Annotated in this window: 15 protein-coding genes and 1 pseudogene; 4 read left to right on the top strand and 12 right to left on the bottom strand. The window is 49.9% G+C overall.

The genetic code is table 11. The features are described from left to right. Positions 1-27 precede the first annotated feature (27 nt). Complete coding sequence (locus tag KW848_RS00875) at positions 28-1,272, bottom strand: RES family NAD+ phosphorylase (RefSeq protein WP_223530921.1); 1,245 nt, start codon at positions 1,270-1,272, stop codon at positions 28-30. Positions 1,273-1,428: 156 nt separating this feature from the next. On the opposite strand from KW848_RS00875, the gene KW848_RS00870 reads away from it, so the two are divergent. From KW848_RS00870 to KW848_RS00860, 3 genes are all read left to right on the top strand, one after another. Then, a complete protein-coding gene (locus KW848_RS00870) occupies positions 1,429-2,193 on the top strand; it encodes a HEPN domain-containing protein (protein WP_218534737.1) in 765 nt (254 codons plus the stop codon). A 103-nt stretch (positions 2,194-2,296) separates the two neighbouring features. Further along, entirely contained in the window at positions 2,297-3,475 is a 1,179-nt protein-coding gene (locus tag KW848_RS00865) for a phospholipase D family protein (RefSeq protein WP_218534736.1), read from the top strand. Between the two features lie 399 nt (positions 3,476-3,874). Then, positions 3,875-4,579 (top strand): hypothetical protein, encoded by a 705-nt coding sequence (locus KW848_RS00860; RefSeq protein WP_218534735.1) that lies wholly within the window; start codon positions 3,875-3,877, stop codon positions 4,577-4,579. Positions 4,580-4,699: 120 nt separating this feature from the next. Here KW848_RS00860 and KW848_RS00855 read toward each other — a convergent pair whose 3' ends face one another. From KW848_RS00855 to KW848_RS00835, 5 genes are all read right to left on the bottom strand, one after another. Further along, on the bottom strand, positions 4,700-5,428 hold the full coding sequence (locus KW848_RS00855; protein ID WP_218534734.1) for a metallophosphoesterase family protein: 729 nt from the start codon (positions 5,426-5,428) through the stop codon (positions 4,700-4,702). Between the two features lie 375 nt (positions 5,429-5,803). Further along, positions 5,804-6,016, bottom strand: coding sequence for a hypothetical protein (locus tag KW848_RS00850; RefSeq protein WP_218534733.1), 213 nt, complete (start codon positions 6,014-6,016; stop codon positions 5,804-5,806). 21 nt (positions 6,017-6,037) lie between these two features. Beyond that, on the bottom strand, positions 6,038-6,535 hold the full coding sequence (locus KW848_RS00845) for a 3'-5' exoribonuclease (protein WP_218534732.1): 498 nt from the start codon (positions 6,533-6,535) through the stop codon (positions 6,038-6,040). A gap of 818 nt (positions 6,536-7,353) precedes the next feature. Beyond that, complete coding sequence (locus KW848_RS00840; protein ID WP_218534731.1) at positions 7,354-7,776, bottom strand: hypothetical protein; 423 nt, start codon at positions 7,774-7,776, stop codon at positions 7,354-7,356. 41 nt (positions 7,777-7,817) lie between these two features. After that, complete coding sequence (locus KW848_RS00835) at positions 7,818-8,258, bottom strand: DUF6957 family protein (RefSeq protein WP_256364981.1); 441 nt, start codon at positions 8,256-8,258, stop codon at positions 7,818-7,820. Positions 8,259-8,468: 210 nt separating this feature from the next. On the opposite strand from KW848_RS00835, the gene KW848_RS00830 reads away from it, so the two are divergent. Further along, a complete protein-coding gene (locus KW848_RS00830; protein WP_218534729.1) occupies positions 8,469-8,942 on the top strand; it encodes an XRE family transcriptional regulator in 474 nt (157 codons plus the stop codon). Positions 8,943-9,127: 185 nt separating this feature from the next. Here KW848_RS00830 and KW848_RS00825 read toward each other — a convergent pair whose 3' ends face one another. From KW848_RS00825 to KW848_RS00805, 6 genes and pseudogenes are all read right to left on the bottom strand, one after another. Beyond that, positions 9,128-9,619: a hypothetical protein gene (locus tag KW848_RS00825; protein ID WP_218534728.1), complete on the bottom strand. Its 492-nt coding sequence runs from the start codon at positions 9,617-9,619 to the stop codon at positions 9,128-9,130. 135 nt (positions 9,620-9,754) lie between these two features. Then, a pseudogene (locus KW848_RS32355) lies at positions 9,755-10,183 on the bottom strand (TniQ family protein); the annotation flags it as partial. A 1-nt stretch (position 10,184) separates the two neighbouring features. Continuing rightward, a complete protein-coding gene (locus KW848_RS00820) occupies positions 10,185-10,916 on the bottom strand; it encodes an ATP-binding protein (RefSeq protein ID WP_218534727.1) in 732 nt (243 codons plus the stop codon). Next, entirely contained in the window at positions 10,913-11,785 is an 873-nt protein-coding gene (locus KW848_RS00815; protein WP_218534726.1) for a TniB family NTP-binding protein, read from the bottom strand. The genes KW848_RS00820 and KW848_RS00815 overlap by 4 nt, the downstream gene beginning before the upstream one ends. Positions 11,786-11,787: 2 nt before the next feature. Further along, a complete protein-coding gene (locus KW848_RS00810; protein ID WP_218534725.1) occupies positions 11,788-13,617 on the bottom strand; it encodes a Mu transposase C-terminal domain-containing protein in 1,830 nt (609 codons plus the stop codon). Between the two features lie 1,151 nt (positions 13,618-14,768). Further along, a complete protein-coding gene (locus tag KW848_RS00805; RefSeq protein WP_218534724.1) occupies positions 14,769-15,299 on the bottom strand; it encodes a cupin domain-containing protein in 531 nt (176 codons plus the stop codon). Between the last annotated feature and the right edge of the window lie 236 nt (positions 15,300-15,535).

The following is a 15,535-nucleotide window of genomic DNA, read 5'->3' as shown; positions in this document are numbered from 1 at the left end:
CCTAACGAACAGTCTTCGCCGTTCGACTTACCATTCACTCAGAGCCGTAGCGGTCTTGGGTTCATATTCTGTTAATGGTTCATCCTCTGGTTCGTACACAACGCCGCGGATTGCGTGATATACAAGACTGCCAGGCACATACTCGATACAAGGTGCGTCAGATTGCTTAGCACCCCTAATACTCCGCCCTCCTTTGAACCCCCAGCTTACCGATTCTGCAGCGCACGCCACGTGCGAGAACAACACAATATTTGTTCCCGATTTTTGCTGCACCGATTTGAAGATCACACCATCGATCCTTGGATTACAGTGAGTCGCCAGATACTCGGCAATGACTTGCGTCGTAAGATAATTGCTCTCCAGGCCGGGGAGAACGGGGAGCGTGATTTCCCCGTGTAGGTATCTGAGGAATTCTCTTCGACCCGCTTTCGCGAAGTATTTAGGATCGAAAAAACTCGGTTCAGGGCCCAAATCGGCGCTCTCGAGCCGAGCAAAGTCTAGCACCCTAACCTCCCTGATTAACTTGAACTCGCCACTCACGACTGTGCCTCCCACAGGGGGACGCAGCTCCGCTATACAGGTCAGTCGTTCCAAAGCTCCATAAAATGCAGGGACGCCAGCGGGATTCATCCTCCCCTCACCTGCTCTGTCCTTTGGAGGCGCTGCAAGATTACGTGCAGGATTGGTCAGAATCTGATCGAAACTTTCGGAGGTCATGCACGTGCGTGCACGGTAAATCTGGGGAGCATTTTTAGGGGTCAGTGTTCGCACCACAGCCTCTTCGCTCGACGAGACGGGGTAGTTGTCCAAACCTTTGAAAAGCCAGTCTAAGAAACCCTTCGCGCTTTCGTTGAAGAAGCGACTCCCGTGCTTCATTCCTTCCTGAAATTCCCCCCACTGATGACCGATATCATCGGGACTGAACGGTAATCTGGAATAGTTAACGTCATCGCTGTATGAGGTTAGCTTTCTGCAAACTGCTTTTACGATTGGTACAACATTGTCGCAATCAAAGATTTCGCTGACCCATATGTCGATGGCCTCACCTTTCTGAAACTGCTCAGAGCCGTGGCCACTAAAGCGAAAATCGACTTCGCCTTCGCAAATGTACTGCCCAAGGATCGCCTCGACACGGGTAACTATCTTGGAGAGCGGTAGGCACTTACGCTTCGAACCACACAAGCTGCAGCATGTGGAAACGCCGTTGCGCTGGATCTGCCCACCTAGGAACCGATCCAGAACACATTTGTAACAAACATCGGAATCAGCCATGGAGGCTCTATCGTCCTTTCGCGGGGTAGTGGCAAAGTAGAAATATTTGCAGGCGGACATGATCTCCGATGAGCCTCAATACACCAAACTCGATTTATTCTTCGCAGCCGGTCTGATGCCGTTACTGCAGAACTGCAAACCTAGCGGGACACACTCATGAGCTCCATCAAGGAATATGCGTTCGAGGTTGAACAGGAAAGATGCCTGGCGTGGATCAAACGGCAATACGGTGTCGAAGTCGACCCTGATGAGGATCCCGAAACCTGGGAATTATTGAGCGCGGAATACTCCGCGATGCACGATGCAGAGATGGAGGAAGCTGAGTACCGTTGGTTGGAGCGACATTCGCACAATGAGTTTTTCAACGACTTTTCTAGAGAACTCGCCACCGCCTCTGACCTCTTAGAGCTTGGCCAAGACGATCAGAAATCCCAGACCGTTTACAAGCTCGTTTATGCGCACGCAGTGACATTGCTAGAGGCGCTGATCAGCTCGGTTGTCCGCACGCTCGTCGTGAATTATGAAAGCGTCATGATGAACGTAGCGACCGGGTACGAGGAGCTGAGCAAGAAGAAGTTCACGCTCAAGGAGGTCGCAATGCAACCCAAGGGAGTTGAAAGCATCGTCTTGAAAACGCTCACAGAACTGTCGTTTCACAACCCATCTACCATCAAGACGGTGCTGGACGCGATGTTTGGCAAACACATGCTAGGCCTGAAGCTGGATGAAATCAGCTCAATCTGCATCAAGCGCCACGACATCGTGCACCGCAATGGTAGAACCGTCGACGATGAGCCCATACATTTTGACTGCGCCGAAGTACTGCAGGCCATCATGACCATTCGCGAATTCGCAGCAGATCTTAAGCGCAGAATCTACAACGCGGTTCAACAGCTGGAGCAGGAGGCTTCTCCCTTCTAGCAAATGTGGGGGCACGCGCATTGCTTAGCTGCGCCACCTTCGCAGGCAAAGTGACCTCAACTAACCAACGCCCCCGTCTCAATAACAATATGGAGTTCAATGCATGGAATTGCTTTTACTGCCCAAACGTTCTGGCATCGAGCTTCAAGACGTCTATCGTCGAGCTCTTCGCGAATCGACTCATCTGTACATCGTCAGCGCTTATCTGACTCATTGGGACATCGAGGAAGAGCTGGGCAGCCAGTGCGAGTCATTCAAGTTCATAGTCGGCAAAGATTTCGGGATCACCCGAAAAGCAGCTTGCGAGGACGTACTCGAGTGGCTTCCCCCTGACAGGCACGATGATTTTCTCGCCGCAGAAGCGATAGACGGGTTTCACCCGAAAGCCGTTTTTTGGAAGGAACTGAATGGCAAATGCTACGCGCTTGTCGGCTCTTCAAATCTTTCTAAAGCTGCGTTCTCTACCAATTACGAAGCTAATGGCTATTCACTGATTTCTGACAAGACTTTCAATGCGGCCGAACAGTGGATCGAAACCCTCACAGACAAGTGTGTAACCCTCGACGAGAATTGGATTCGTCGCTACCGAGAGGCCATCCAACCTAAGAAGCCGAAATCGCCAGATACATCAGAAGCGGAAGGCGAAGATGATGGAGCTGTCTTTGAGCTGGTACTACCCGACCCTCATACGCTCAAGCGATACGCTGCCGTTCTCGCCAGACGACGACAACAGATGCGCCTGTTCAAAAGCGTCAGGCCCGACCTCGAAACTTTATTCCGGACGACTGCGAGAGCCCGCGCATGGAATCCGTCTCGCAGCCTAGACTTTTACGCCAACCTAAACGAGCTATGGTCACTCCATACCGGAAGCCGGTTCCAAGGTCTTGGTTGGGAAAGACAAGGGCGAGGTAGTAATTTTCAAGAACTGGCGAGAAGCCTGGTGCGAATATTGGACGCGCAGGTAGTATCCCGAGATCGTGTCGTGAAGGTAGAAATTGATCGCCTACGCCACAATGGCGTGAACACCAGAGGCGCCCTCCTCTCAGAAATGCTCTGTCAATTCTTCCCGACGCAGTACCACGTGCTCGATAAACCAGTCAAAGACTGGCTACGACATTCAGACCTAGACAGAGTAGGAGGCGCGACCGAGGGCGAGAACTACATTCGTTCCGCACGCCTATTTCGCATAGCGCTAAACCGCGCGAAAGATTATCCGGCGAAAAACATTGGCGAGCTCGATGCCCTCATATGGCTGCAAAGCAATCCCGACGCAGAATTTTGAATTTATGCGTTGGGCGCGAGTTTTTTCCAATGTTTCACGCCCACGTATGCCAACAACCAACCTAATGGTGACTGATCAGCACGTTGTTAACGTCGAGGCCCGGATACATCGCCGATACCCGACGAGCCCACGATCTGTGTTTTTGGAAGCGTGGCCCTAACTGCGGTGGCTGAGGCGAGGCACAACATGAGATGACCTACGCGATAAGCGAATCGATCAAAAGAATACAGGCTGTTTTTTTTGACTGAAGGGATTATTTCGAATGGTGGGCAGCATGGATAGTTACTGCCCCCCTACGACGATGGCTCATGCATTCACGACCCTAAGGCTGAGGGTGTAGCCATTGACTTTCGCGAGATCTGATACCCTGCGCGCCCGAATTGCAGCCGGCTGATAGACATGGAATTTCTCGTATTTTTCGCAGTTAGTTTTGTAGTTTTCCAGGTGTTTGGATTTTTAACCTACAAGTACGAAGTCTCATGGCTTTCCACTGACTACGTTTGGCTTGGCTTAGCCGCCACCACTATCTTTTTTTACGCCCAAAAAGCTGAGCAAGACTACGCTAGGCAACAGTTGCCAAACTACGTTTCACACCTCAGCCAGATGCGCCAAATGGCTGAATCGACGGTACAACAGAAGATCAACACGCTCGACATAATGCATCAGTATGGCCCCGCCGACGGCCTGACCGGGAGCAATGAGTATCGCCCTGAGATAATGAACCTGACCCATCGCATTCAGGGATTTACCGGTAATCTACAAGAACCAGATTGGCCGGATCGAATGGAGGATTTTTTTGATTGTACGAAATTTTCTGCAGGTCTGATTCACGATGCAACGAAGCTCGTTGCAACAGATCTGTGCGATTCATTCGCACTCGTGCGCGCATCTAGAGATAAAAAGAACGACCTAGCCAAAGAAGCTGAGGACGGACTCCTATCCGCTGTGGAAATCCACATTTACCCTTTGTTCTTCGCTCTAGGGCTAGCTATTCGACTTGGCCGTACTACTGCAGATTTCCGTCGAAAGTGGCCAGAAAAAAAGGCCTGTCCTGCAACAGCAGAACTTGGTGGTAACGAGCCTGAGCCTGACGCCTTACCTTAGCTGGCAAACCCACACAGCGGGCGTTTTAAAAAAAGCTCACTACTATTTGTGCCCCACCATAAGCGCGCCGCCAACGAGTGGCGCCATCGATGCGCTCTTGCTCATGACCAGTAAGTAGCATCAAATATCGATCAGTAATTCAGGGTCAAATCCTGTGCTTTCCCCTGGATAACCACGTGGATTTGACACCACACGGCACCCATATTTGATGAAGCTTGCCGCAACGTGGGTGTGCCCATATACCCAAAGGTCAGCCTTTCCCAGGAGATCCGACCAATCGTTCGCATAGGCAGCTGCCAAATGACCGGCATGATCATCAGAGAGGTAATCTGGCACTGGTGCGTGATGCGTTATCACAACCGTTTTGCCGTCAAAGGACGCCTCTAACTCCCGAGCTAACCAGGAGTAGGCCACCTTAGATTTGGCTATTAAATCAGTTGGGCGCAGACGTCGATAATTAGCATCCGCTCTTATCACACGAAAATCGTTCATCCATTCTGCGGCAGTACGTGTTGCGGCTTGGAGATCTCCAGTCGATGTGTAGTCCGTCCAACCTGTGGTAACCAGGAAACGAACCTGATCTAAAATCAGAGCCTGATTTTCCAACACATGCACATGAGGCAATGCCGCCTCTTTCATTTTGCGTAACGTGTGATCGATGTGACCACCGTAGTACTCGTGATTCCCGCACACATAGATCACAGGGCATTGGAAAACTTCGTTCGCCCATTTCACGCCACGCGCTTTCAGGTCGATGTCGCCGGCGAGGATGATGACATCAGCATCGCTTGGGGCAGGATCGAATCGAGCGAATTCATTGTGCAGATCTGAATAGATTTGAAGCTTCATTGGATTACCCGCCCTGAGCAGTGCTCAGCACATTCTTAAAAAGGTGTATGAGCGGTCAGCTGTTTCATCGGATCTATGTCTTGCATCCGATCACATCATTTGCTGTCGTGAAAGGTTGACCAATGGATGTGCTCGAAGCATCGTAAGCTCAGCCAACGACCCTCTTCTAGAATCCCGATTTGCCCACAAACTTTGCAGATCAAAAAAAGACTGTACTTCTGCAGCGGCAACCGCCTCACGGAACGACCGGAACTACAGGCAAGCTCGCGAACCTCGTTGACGTACCTGACCTAGGAAGACTTTCGATTCCCAACCTGCAACCTGCAACCTGCAACCTGCAATCGCCTCTTCGCGCCAGCGCCTAGCCTTATGCCTTCAATGCTTAGTAGGCTCGGCAGCTCCCCAATCTGGTGGGTTTTCGACGATATCGATCGACATCCTCAATTCAATTTGCATGTGCGCAAAAACTGTATCGAGGTTCGGATGAACTCCCGAATCGCGCAAGGCATTCACCAACTGCAGTAGCTCCCGCCCCTGCGCGACCGGCATTTGAACATCGCAGTACACCGTGTCGTCATCAAAGGACATCGCCAATCCTCCGCATATTTTCTAATCTATGTTGGGGTACAAAGCTGAAGCCAGATCCTTGTAGAGCAATGCAAGGATCCGTGCGTCCAATAGGGCGTGATGTGGCAGGTCAGGAAGCTCCACATCTTGCAGAGCGTTGGTGCTCACCTTGCTGAACAGCGTGATGAGATTGGTCGGCCGGTTAATGACATGTGCTGGCCAACTGTTGTGTACGTATGCGAGGTCACAGAAAAAATCCCAGTCCCAGTCCGGGGCGTCCGTGCATATTTCGAGCGTCTCATCGAAACGCGCAAGGAAACCGCTTAAAGCTGCTTGAGCTTCCGCCAAGGTTTGACCATGCAGCGATGGGTTGAGCTGTGGGAGTACGTGCTCGATCACAAACTCGCTGCAGTCAGCCACGTCGTAGGTATCCAGGAGTTCGACGTAGAACTCTTGACCTGACTCAGCCACCAGCGCAAAAGAGACGAGCCTGGCGTCTTTGTTGAGCTGAGAAAACTCGCAGTCCAGAAAGAGCTTCAACCTTGACGCTCATTCATCAGAATCGACCTTCTGTCTCACATCGAACCCATTGAACTCACCGAGGTGAATATTTCGGCACGGCGTTAATTCTATGTACCGGTGTGCGATTAGGTAATCAGGAAAATCAGACAGCAGGGAATATTCGTCCGTCGCCTCAGAGGTCTGACTTTTGTATACCTCAATCGCCTCTAGAAGGTCGAAATCTCGGAGGGCTTTGAACGGGCCGCAGCGATGGTATGACGCAAAGATGCCGTACGATAAGCTGAGAGGCTCCCCTTTTCGAATGAGTAATTCCACCTTCTATCCTCGCAAATTTCGCGGATCATCCGATAGACACCCCTAGCGGCCAGCAGCCTTTTTGAGCGTCGTTCGTAGTGAGAGCTCGTCTAATGAAAACTACATTTAGTTCGCAGTAGAAAGGTTCTAAAACTAGCCCTGCCGTTATCACGCTTGAAAGAGGCAACAACGTATCGGGAATTCTGAGTGGTCAGCACCCAAAATCGTCCTTCTTTTTGCACTTGGCGGATATCGCTGGTGCGCAAAAAGTGACCATCTGCATAGCGTCCGTGAGGCCCTTGATCCACATGACCAAAAACGATACCCACCGCTGAATTTGCGTATACGAAAACGTCGCTCAGGATGGCAGTGATGGGTTCACCATACAGATGCTTGCTTGCGCGTAGGATTCTGCGCAGATGAAAATCCGATAGACGCTTGGAATGTAACTCGACCTCTGTACTGTCACTCACTGACCGTCTCCCATGCCATTGATAGAGCTCACGAGGAGCGAGCTCAGTTACTGAATTTGCCGCTGTTTTTCAGTAGATTTTCCGGACGTTGGTTAACGACTTAGGGTCGAAAGAGCGAACGTGAGTGTCAGCGTAAATCTCGCCGTCTTCGGCCTCGAGTAAGCAGACCACGGCGCCATTTCCGTCATAGCCAATGGAGACCGCATTCAGTGTTTCCAGTCGCCAACTCTTACAACCGGTCATCCAGGGAGGAAGGAAGCCTTGAATTTCAGTAATGACATAGTCTTCATTCTGCGACTCAAGAACCTCAAGCAGCCGTGTCTCGTCATTCAACATCTCAATTATGTTTATGAAGCGACCGTCGAGCCTCTCTTTCACACATACGTGGTACCAGTGAATATTTAGAGCTCGCGAAATGCCATGCCAGTGCGCGAGACCCTCCCCGAACATTCCCGGTATGCCTTCAATGTCTTCGATGTTGGTTCGGAACATTTTTGTCTCAATCTGAAATCGTTGCCTAGGCACCGCGTCATCTAAAAGAAAGAAAAGATTGCCTCGAGGCTTGCTGATTTTTCGTGACCGGGCCCCTTCAACACATAAGTCGTGTTCCAGGTTTCAAAAAGGAAGCCGTCCTGAAATGAAATCGCCATGGTGGAGCGTACCCAGTCGCCGACGTCAAATCGCCGCTCGCTGTCAAAGCGGACATTGTGAGCAAACAACACCAGCGGTAGCTTTCCGGCTGCGTGGACTTTTTGTAGCTCGCCTTCGGTGACCTCAACGTTGAAGACTGTCCAATCTTCTACAAGGCAGTAAGGCTTGCGTGGGAAGAGAGTCTTAACCAGTTCGATGAGAATCTCGTCGTCGTCAGTCGATCCTAGGCGGGGATTGCCAGGCCCGCCGAGTAACCCTTCAGCACCTTCGTTTGTATCTGTGCTCAATCTCGTAATCTCCGTCAATACAACTGGTGTGTTCATCGAGCGATCACCATCCGGAGGAACTCTCGAACTGGACACCCACCATAGGTACATCGGTTTTAGTGATCCTTGAGGAAACTTTGGTGGCGCCCTGCTACTTTCGAACCGAGGCATCTGGCCACAGGAGCAACCGACAGAACGAATAATACACTATATTGACGTTTATTCGTAAAGCTCAGTTATGGCTATATCCTGACTTTTGAGAAAGTCATGGAACTGAGAACCGCATTTGCAGGCGTACTTCGGGCGCTACGCCTCGTCCGGCGCGCCAAGTACGCTGACGTCTCGGATGCGACCCACCGACGTAAAGTCAGCGCTCTCGAGAACGCGCAGACCAGCATCACCGTCGAGCAATTTGACGAGCTGGCGCAATCACTTGGCCTCGACCCGATCGCGATGCTTACTCTCTGCATTGCTCACCGCCAGGGTGAGCAACCACTCACCGTGATAGGCCGTTCGTTGACCGACGTGGCTGCCTTTGAAGCTGAAGGTGGAATGAAGGTGCTCAGCGACCAGTTCGACGCTGACGGTAACCTCATAAAACGAGGACGCGGCAAACCGCTAAACGCAGATAATGAGAGAGCGGTACTGGCACTCAAAGCGGAAGGTGCGACGCAGCAGCAGGCGGCGGCGCAGTTGGGACTGGCGTTGACGTCGGTGAGGGAGTATTGGAGAAAGCGATAGCCGAGGTATCTTCGCTGGCAGGCGAAGTAATTTGTCAAGAGCGACAATGAATGAAGACGATGGCTGAAGTCTTCACTCCGGCGCTGCCTGGCTGACTGAGTTTGGCGGCGCTCCGGTATTGGCGGTCTTGAAGACCTCACCGCCTGCGGAATGAGTTGGCCCAGTACCGCGTGGACGATTCAACGCTATGGCCGGCTTGAACGAAGGGAGCGGGATGTGGCTTCGTCAAAACCTTCCAAAAAACTCGACATCATGGTGGACGATATCTCCCCCAGCTTGACCAGTTTCTCTCGAACGACCATCACTTCCTCTGCACTTAGGGTCAGAGTTACCATGCGCCCCAATTGCTGCGGTGAGGGTGGCAGCGTTCTGAGGACGCGATGGTCATGGTGCCCCAAGTAGACGATTTCTGCCGGTGAAACCATACCGCTCAACCATCCGATCAATAGCAAAGCCCCCATCCGCTGGTACGGATCACTGTCATTCAATCCGTACTCGATGCGCTCATGCAGATCCAGATTTAGTCTGCACAAAACCTGTTGGGCGCGAGAAAATCCCACTGACGCTATCCCACCAGGTGCAAATGCCGTTCGCTTCGCAAGCAACAGTCCATACAGGGCTTCCACTCCTTCGGTGAGCTCCTGCCCTGGTATCAAAGATTCAATCCAATGCTGCATGCGTATTGCGATTCCCGCAATTCGCCGGTCAAAGAGAGAGCTCTGCCCTGTTCGCTCACCCGCTGAATAGAGGTACGCATCCCAGATACGTCTTTCAGGTGTAAAAGTATCCCGCGGTCTCATCAATGGGCGTCGGTGTTCAACGCAATATACGCTGGTCGTGTAGCACCAAGATTGACGCCAGATTGGAAATCCAGTCGTCACCATACTTTCGAGAAGACAAGCAGAGCAATATGTGTGCCGGAAATGGATGTCAAGCAACCCTGACTGGCGCGCAGCAAACTGCTTCCTTAAGACAGTCGCTCCGGTACCATAAGTGTCATGCACAACTTTAAATAGCATGGTATCAAGATCAAACTCGATGTCCTCAAAGGCTGGAGGTGGCCAAGACTCCACGACGCCGGGAACCACTCGTTTTGGGGGTACGAGGCTCTGGTTAATGGCACCCCGAAATAAATGAGGGTTTCGGAGCTTGTTCTGGCCCAGGCACCGCATCACCCAGGAAAGAAGTGTCTCTCCCAGAATGAAACGGGGCGGTTTCCCTGATGAGAACTCGTCGAACAACTCAGAATTTCCACATATTACGTAGGCTCTCAACAGGCAACGATGGACAAGCTTTGTAGATGGGGTTTCGCGCTAGTGTCTGTAGAATTTGTATGAGGGCCCCGCTGGCGCCATGAGCTTTATCCAGAAGAATTTTTGTGAAGTCGTCATTGGCCAACTGCGAGCGCTTGAAGCCATATGCCCCCCCAACTTGGTTAATAAATGCTAGATACTGTTGGTCGTACTCCCACACACCGATGTCGACATAGTGCATCTCTTTAGCCATGATCTCTTTCAGAGCGCCATCTAAAATATTGGGCCCAGAAACTAACAATAATTTTATGTTCGGAAAACGTCTCTGGAGTGTCTGCATCAATCCAAGAGAAGCGTTCCGTTGCTCCTTACCACCGCCAAAGTGGACGCTGGCATCGTCAAACACTAGACGAAACTCCCGACCACCAATCATATCTTCAAGTGAGCGTTCGATATTTCGAAATGACATGAACTGGCTAGTCAGAGGTAGGCCTAGCGCTGACGCAAATGCCAAATCCACGTTGCGATATACCTTAGTGAAACTCCCAGGCACGTAAGCTGTATAAACTTTTGCCCGATCGGCATTTTTAAGCAACCGCTTGGCAACAGTGGTTTTTCCTGTCCAAGTCTCCCCACCTAGAATAGTTAGTACGTTAGCGGAAAAACCTGCCAAGACGTTCTGCTCAGCTTGATACTGTTTTGGACACAATAAATACTTCACTCCACAGCACCCTTTGGTCGTACGCGGGTATTCCACTTCGAACGAGTAGCAGCCTGCAAGCTTTCAAGTGTAATTTTCTCATCGCCCCATATCACTGCCAGGCAAGCAGCCGCTCGGAGTAACGTGCAAATATTTCCAATAACCCCCAAAGTATTAGTATAGATATAGTCAGACATTGCCTTAGAAGAAAGATGTGATCTCTTTGCAAGCGGAACGATCTCCTCCCAAGTATCCAAAAAGTTAAGATACTCTGCATCGGTTTTTGACCAAGGAGTAAGCTCATAGAGCTCAAATCGGCGGACGTACTGGGCGTCAATTGCGAGAGCATTGAGGGCCTCATCGATACCGAAAACAAAAAAGCTTAGGTAAGCAGGCGCGCCGCATAAACCCCTCAGCAAGGAGAGAAATGTATCCTGCTCGCCCTTAGAAAGCCCCTTGATGGAGTCATGAAACTCATCCATAAACACACCGCGAATATCGTTAGCGATACAGTATTCGGCTACCATGCTAATGGGTATCCCAGCTTTCCCAGGTTCTATGCCCAAAGCCGTTAGGAGCTTCACCATAGGCTTTGTCTTCCCAGTATCTTTGACAAAGGTCACATACCTGATTTTATGACGCCATGACTCATCCATCCCCCTGACCGCATTGCAAATTGTGGTCTTTCCATGGTTAGATCCGGCAGATACGACTAGACACGGTGCCTCCATACTGCCGCGTACGATGCTAAGCATGTTGTGGACAATGTTAGACACGGTAAGCAAGTGTTCGGTGTCGACCTTTATATCTTGCCGAATAATCTTACAGCGTTCCTCGTCTGACAGAATCAAAGCGTAACGCCGACTCTCATGCAAATGTTCTCCATCCATTCTCAGTCTTCCCACTTAAGTTTTTTTCGAGTTTGATCAGAGCTCGGTTCTTTGGTATTCCCCTGAAGCAAATGCCCTTCCCCGCCGTAGGAAAGAAAAGACATAGTTTCAGCGGCCGTAACTTTCTTGGCGATGTTTTGCCGGAGCCGCTTAGTCGTAGCCTTTGAATTTTCCACTAACTCATGATTCTCCAAGCGAACTTGGTGCAACTCCTCGTCCACCAGTGTTCCCGGGCGACGGTCGCGATGTCGCGAGAACGCCCAGTACTCGCTGTACGAGACAGGAGTTTTCGTCAAATCAGAATAAGGAATTTCATGATACCGGCCATCTTGGCGTAACCATATTTTTGAAAGGTTCAATGGATTGTACTTAAACGAAAATCGTGAACCAACGAACCTTCTGAGTATCGCCGAAGAGTAAAATGACCTACTAAACTCGACACCCTTTGGTTGCACCGTTCGTATCACACTTGGAAAGAAGTCAAGAGCAAATGTTTGAAAGTTCCCCGGCATAGGAGGTACATAATCCGGCCCCTTCTTGGCCATCTCTGCATCCCAAACCTCGAACGGCGCAAGTCTGTTCAACCCTTCATGAGCACGCCCATGATAGATCGCCACTTCATTTGCGAACCACTCACAAAATGCTGAAAAGGTCATAGCTGAATGCTTGGCAGAGTCGTAGTCTGCTTTCTTCAGCACATTCGAGTAGGTAGTACCTGGCAGAAGATGCACCTTCCCCATCAGCGTACCGATAATTCGCTCAACGTGCCCTCCGTAATGCTTTTTCCCGACAGGCCGCAGCAGGGGGACGATTTTGTAATATTGCAGGGTGGCTTCAAGTTCTGGGCTAGTAAATTCCGCGGCGTTATCCATACCAATTGCACCAGGCACTCCCCAGTACCTGTGGCGAGTATTCTGACCCCCACCGAGAGCGATTGGAAAGTCTCGCTTAGGAAAACAGGCAGAAAGCATCGCCATGGCAACGCTGAGTGAGCTAGGCGGATGGAGTGCAAGATAGTAACCAAGAATAACGCGACTCTTAAGTTCGATAACTACCGTCAGCCAAGGCCGCATGAGTGGTCGACCATGCTCGTCGCAGATAATTACATCCACCCGTGTGTGGTCGATTTGCACCATAGTAAGTATGGTATCTACATGAATCATCCCCGGCTTCAGATCAAACTTTTGAAGCATCGGCTCTCTGCCGTGCAGAAGGGAGTAAACGGCTTTCTGCCCGAACGATTCAAGCCTTCGCTTCAGAGCATTAAGACTCGGGGTTTTAACATCCATGCTGTGACATAGAGAGTCGACATATTCCCAAAGAGAAGCAAACGCTTCTAATTTTTTAGTCTTATCATTAAGGCGTTTCGAAATTGCTTTCTCCATGATTTGCTCTTGAATATCAGAAAGCAATCGCGAATTTTTTTTACGCCCCCTGATACTTCTAACAAGCGAAACAGCACCAAGTTCTGGGTCATATCTTTTCAATAGACGTCGAATCGTTGTTTCTGATGAGCCGAGTTTTTCGATAAGCTCTGCCCGTGAAACTTTCCCCTGAAAGTAGTCGTTAATGTTTTTTGCTCGATCCGAAGCAATAGCCAACTCTTTGGGATTGACTTCTGTTTGTTCCAACCAAATCAAACGGCGATCATTGTATAGCTCATGTTTTTCTTGATCGACCTCAACCAGATTTACCTGAGTAAAGAGCACATCAAAGGAGTGCTCACTTTCCAGGCTTTTTAGGGTAATGGCACCGTCAGCTCCACAAGCTATTACTCGATATACTTTCTCCTCAAAGCTAACTAAGTTTCCTTCGACGATGGGTTGCAACATAAGGACTCGGCACCGACTATTTTAAATTCTAGGTGCGCAAGCATAGCTCTATGACTACCGAGCTTGTCAACGGTCATAAAATTGGCGTTAGGCATCAACTAATTTTGCGTTAGCACTGAGTTAAATTGCATATATTGACGAAGGACTTTAACTAATATTGTGTTAATTGACGCCAAACTTCAACAAATTTAATCAATTGACACGCCCGCATTTAGCAATAAGCGAGCCAAGCAACTGTGAACCCCGAATTCACGACTCATGGATTATTATTTGATATAATTTTCCGCTCGCCGCCTGCAGTGTCAATTATTCAATATATACAAATAAAATGAATAAAATTTAAGTCCGAGCTTTTGGTGTATGAACCGCATTCACGTTGGAGAGGGTATTTCCTGAGCCAGCCCCGAGTCAATTAAGAGCTTTGAAAGAGCTTTGAAAGAGCTTTGAAAGAGCTTCTTGGATTTTGAGACTCGAAATAACCGCCAAGATAATGACACGGCTCTGTAAACTGGAGTCTGAGACGCCGCATCCGACGGCAAAAAAGGCTAATTATTGAGTCAAAAAAGCTGCTTTTACTTATATTGGCAGCTAGCCAAGTCAGTCTATCCGGGCGCCTGTTATCTCAGTCTGAGAGCCGCACTCCACATTCAATGGCATAGCAAGGGGTTATCTAGCCCCTTCCCCCCTTCGTAGCCAGCGGGGTTAAACGTCACGTGATGTGCCCTCCAACACCCTATGGGGCTTGCAGAAGGCTTTACCGCGCACTGCGCCATCGTTCGTGGCATGTATCCAACTTTGTTTCCGTGCTCAAGGCTGTAGCTGAGAGTAGTCACCGCCGATTGGAGTCCTCCCTGATACCCCGTGTTAGCAAACGCTCCTTGAGCAACAGCTTTACGAGGCGAACAGGAAGCGATCTTTCTGGACTTTTAGAACTGGCATATTTCTCAAGGCCTCATGGGCTTAAACCTTTAAAAAAAACCGCTATAAATCAACAGGTTGGACTCCATCACCACAACCAGGATACAGAGGTTATTTCAGCCTCTCCTGCATTTACGGGCTAAGACTGCACTCCTTTTAAAACGATCAAATCCACTAATGCATCTAAGCTTTCAGCCATTTTTAAAAGTCAGAATCGCTAGAAGCCACGGATCCTAAGGGCTTGAGCGTTTAACCACTTTTAAAGGAGGGCCACATTCGGGAAATTGCTCGCTAAGCTTTTGCCGACTGCCCAACTCCATATCTGCAAAATCAAACCCTGGTGAAACCGCTTCACTGATCAAACCGTATCCCGCCAATCCATTTGTAAGCTGCGAAGCTTTCCAGACGCCGCCCGGCACATGCAGCTGCAGACATTGTCCGGCGATTATATCGCTGCCCATCACAACCGTTTTTAATGTGCCGTCCGGAAAAATCAGGCTGTACTGAATTGCATCTCCCACATGGTAGTAATGCACGATGTCCGATTGGTTCAAATGAAAATGACCTATTGGCGAATCCTTGGTCAGCAAGTAGTAAATGGATGTCATCAGGTAGCGCCGGCCACCAGTGGTCTCAACCATCGTGTGGTGATCGGTTTGAAAGGTTCTGCGGTAGAAACCGCCTTCCATGTGGGGTTCCAGGTTCAGTGCTGCGATTACAGCCTCAGCGTTGGGAATGTGTTTATCAAAGGTGTTGGTCGTCATGTTGATTGAGCCCTCCAGCCTTTGAAATAGCGAGCCGTTAATGCGATATCTCTATTATGATTATGAAAACAATTAATAATAACTATGCTAAATAGCTCTTTAGTAGAGCTAGCTAATAGAGCGTGAGCATACAAGTACTCACTCCTCGCCCGCTATTGTTGTTCACACTGCACGTGTGTTTGCTACCCGAGCCGTGCGAATAAACAAGGCGCGCACTTTCTCCCAGAAAAATAGAT

The sequence above is a fragment of the Pseudomonas sp. PDM25 genome (assembly GCF_019219045.1).
Taxonomy (GTDB): domain Bacteria; phylum Pseudomonadota; class Gammaproteobacteria; order Pseudomonadales; family Pseudomonadaceae; genus Aquipseudomonas.
This window is presented reverse-complemented; position numbering and strand designations above follow the sequence as displayed.

Bases quoted from the DNA above. Each gene is read 5' to 3' on its own strand.
- KW848_RS00840 (WP_218534731.1), bottom strand. From the start codon at position 7,776: ATGTTCCGAACCAACATCGAAGACATTGAAGGCATACCGGGAATGTTC.
- KW848_RS00830 (WP_218534729.1), top strand. From the start codon at position 8,469: ATGGAACTGAGAACCGCATTTGCAGGCGTACTTCGGGCGCTACGCCTC.
- KW848_RS00860 (WP_218534735.1), top strand. From the start codon at position 3,875: ATGGAATTTCTCGTATTTTTCGCAGTTAGTTTTGTAGTTTTCCAGGTG.
- KW848_RS00805 (WP_218534724.1), bottom strand. From the start codon at position 15,299: ATGACGACCAACACCTTTGATAAACACATTCCCAACGCTGAGGCTGTA.
- KW848_RS00835 (WP_256364981.1), bottom strand. From the start codon at position 8,258: ATGAACACACCAGTTGTATTGACGGAGATTACGAGATTGAGCACAGAT.
- KW848_RS00810 (WP_218534725.1), bottom strand. From the start codon at position 13,617: ATGTTGCAACCCATCGTCGAAGGAAACTTAGTTAGCTTTGAGGAGAAA.
- KW848_RS00870 (WP_218534737.1), top strand. From the start codon at position 1,429: ATGAGCTCCATCAAGGAATATGCGTTCGAGGTTGAACAGGAAAGATGC.
- KW848_RS00850 (WP_218534733.1), bottom strand. From the start codon at position 6,016: ATGTCCTTTGATGACGACACGGTGTACTGCGATGTTCAAATGCCGGTC.
- KW848_RS00825 (WP_218534728.1), bottom strand. From the start codon at position 9,619: ATGCAGCATTGGATTGAATCTTTGATACCAGGGCAGGAGCTCACCGAA.
- KW848_RS00815 (WP_218534726.1), bottom strand. From the start codon at position 11,785: ATGGATGGAGAACATTTGCATGAGAGTCGGCGTTACGCTTTGATTCTG.
- KW848_RS00855 (WP_218534734.1), bottom strand. From the start codon at position 5,428: ATGAAGCTTCAAATCTATTCAGATCTGCACAATGAATTCGCTCGATTC.
- KW848_RS00875 (WP_223530921.1), bottom strand. From the start codon at position 1,272: ATGGCTGATTCCGATGTTTGTTACAAATGTGTTCTGGATCGGTTCCTA.
- KW848_RS00865 (WP_218534736.1), top strand. From the start codon at position 2,297: ATGGAATTGCTTTTACTGCCCAAACGTTCTGGCATCGAGCTTCAAGAC.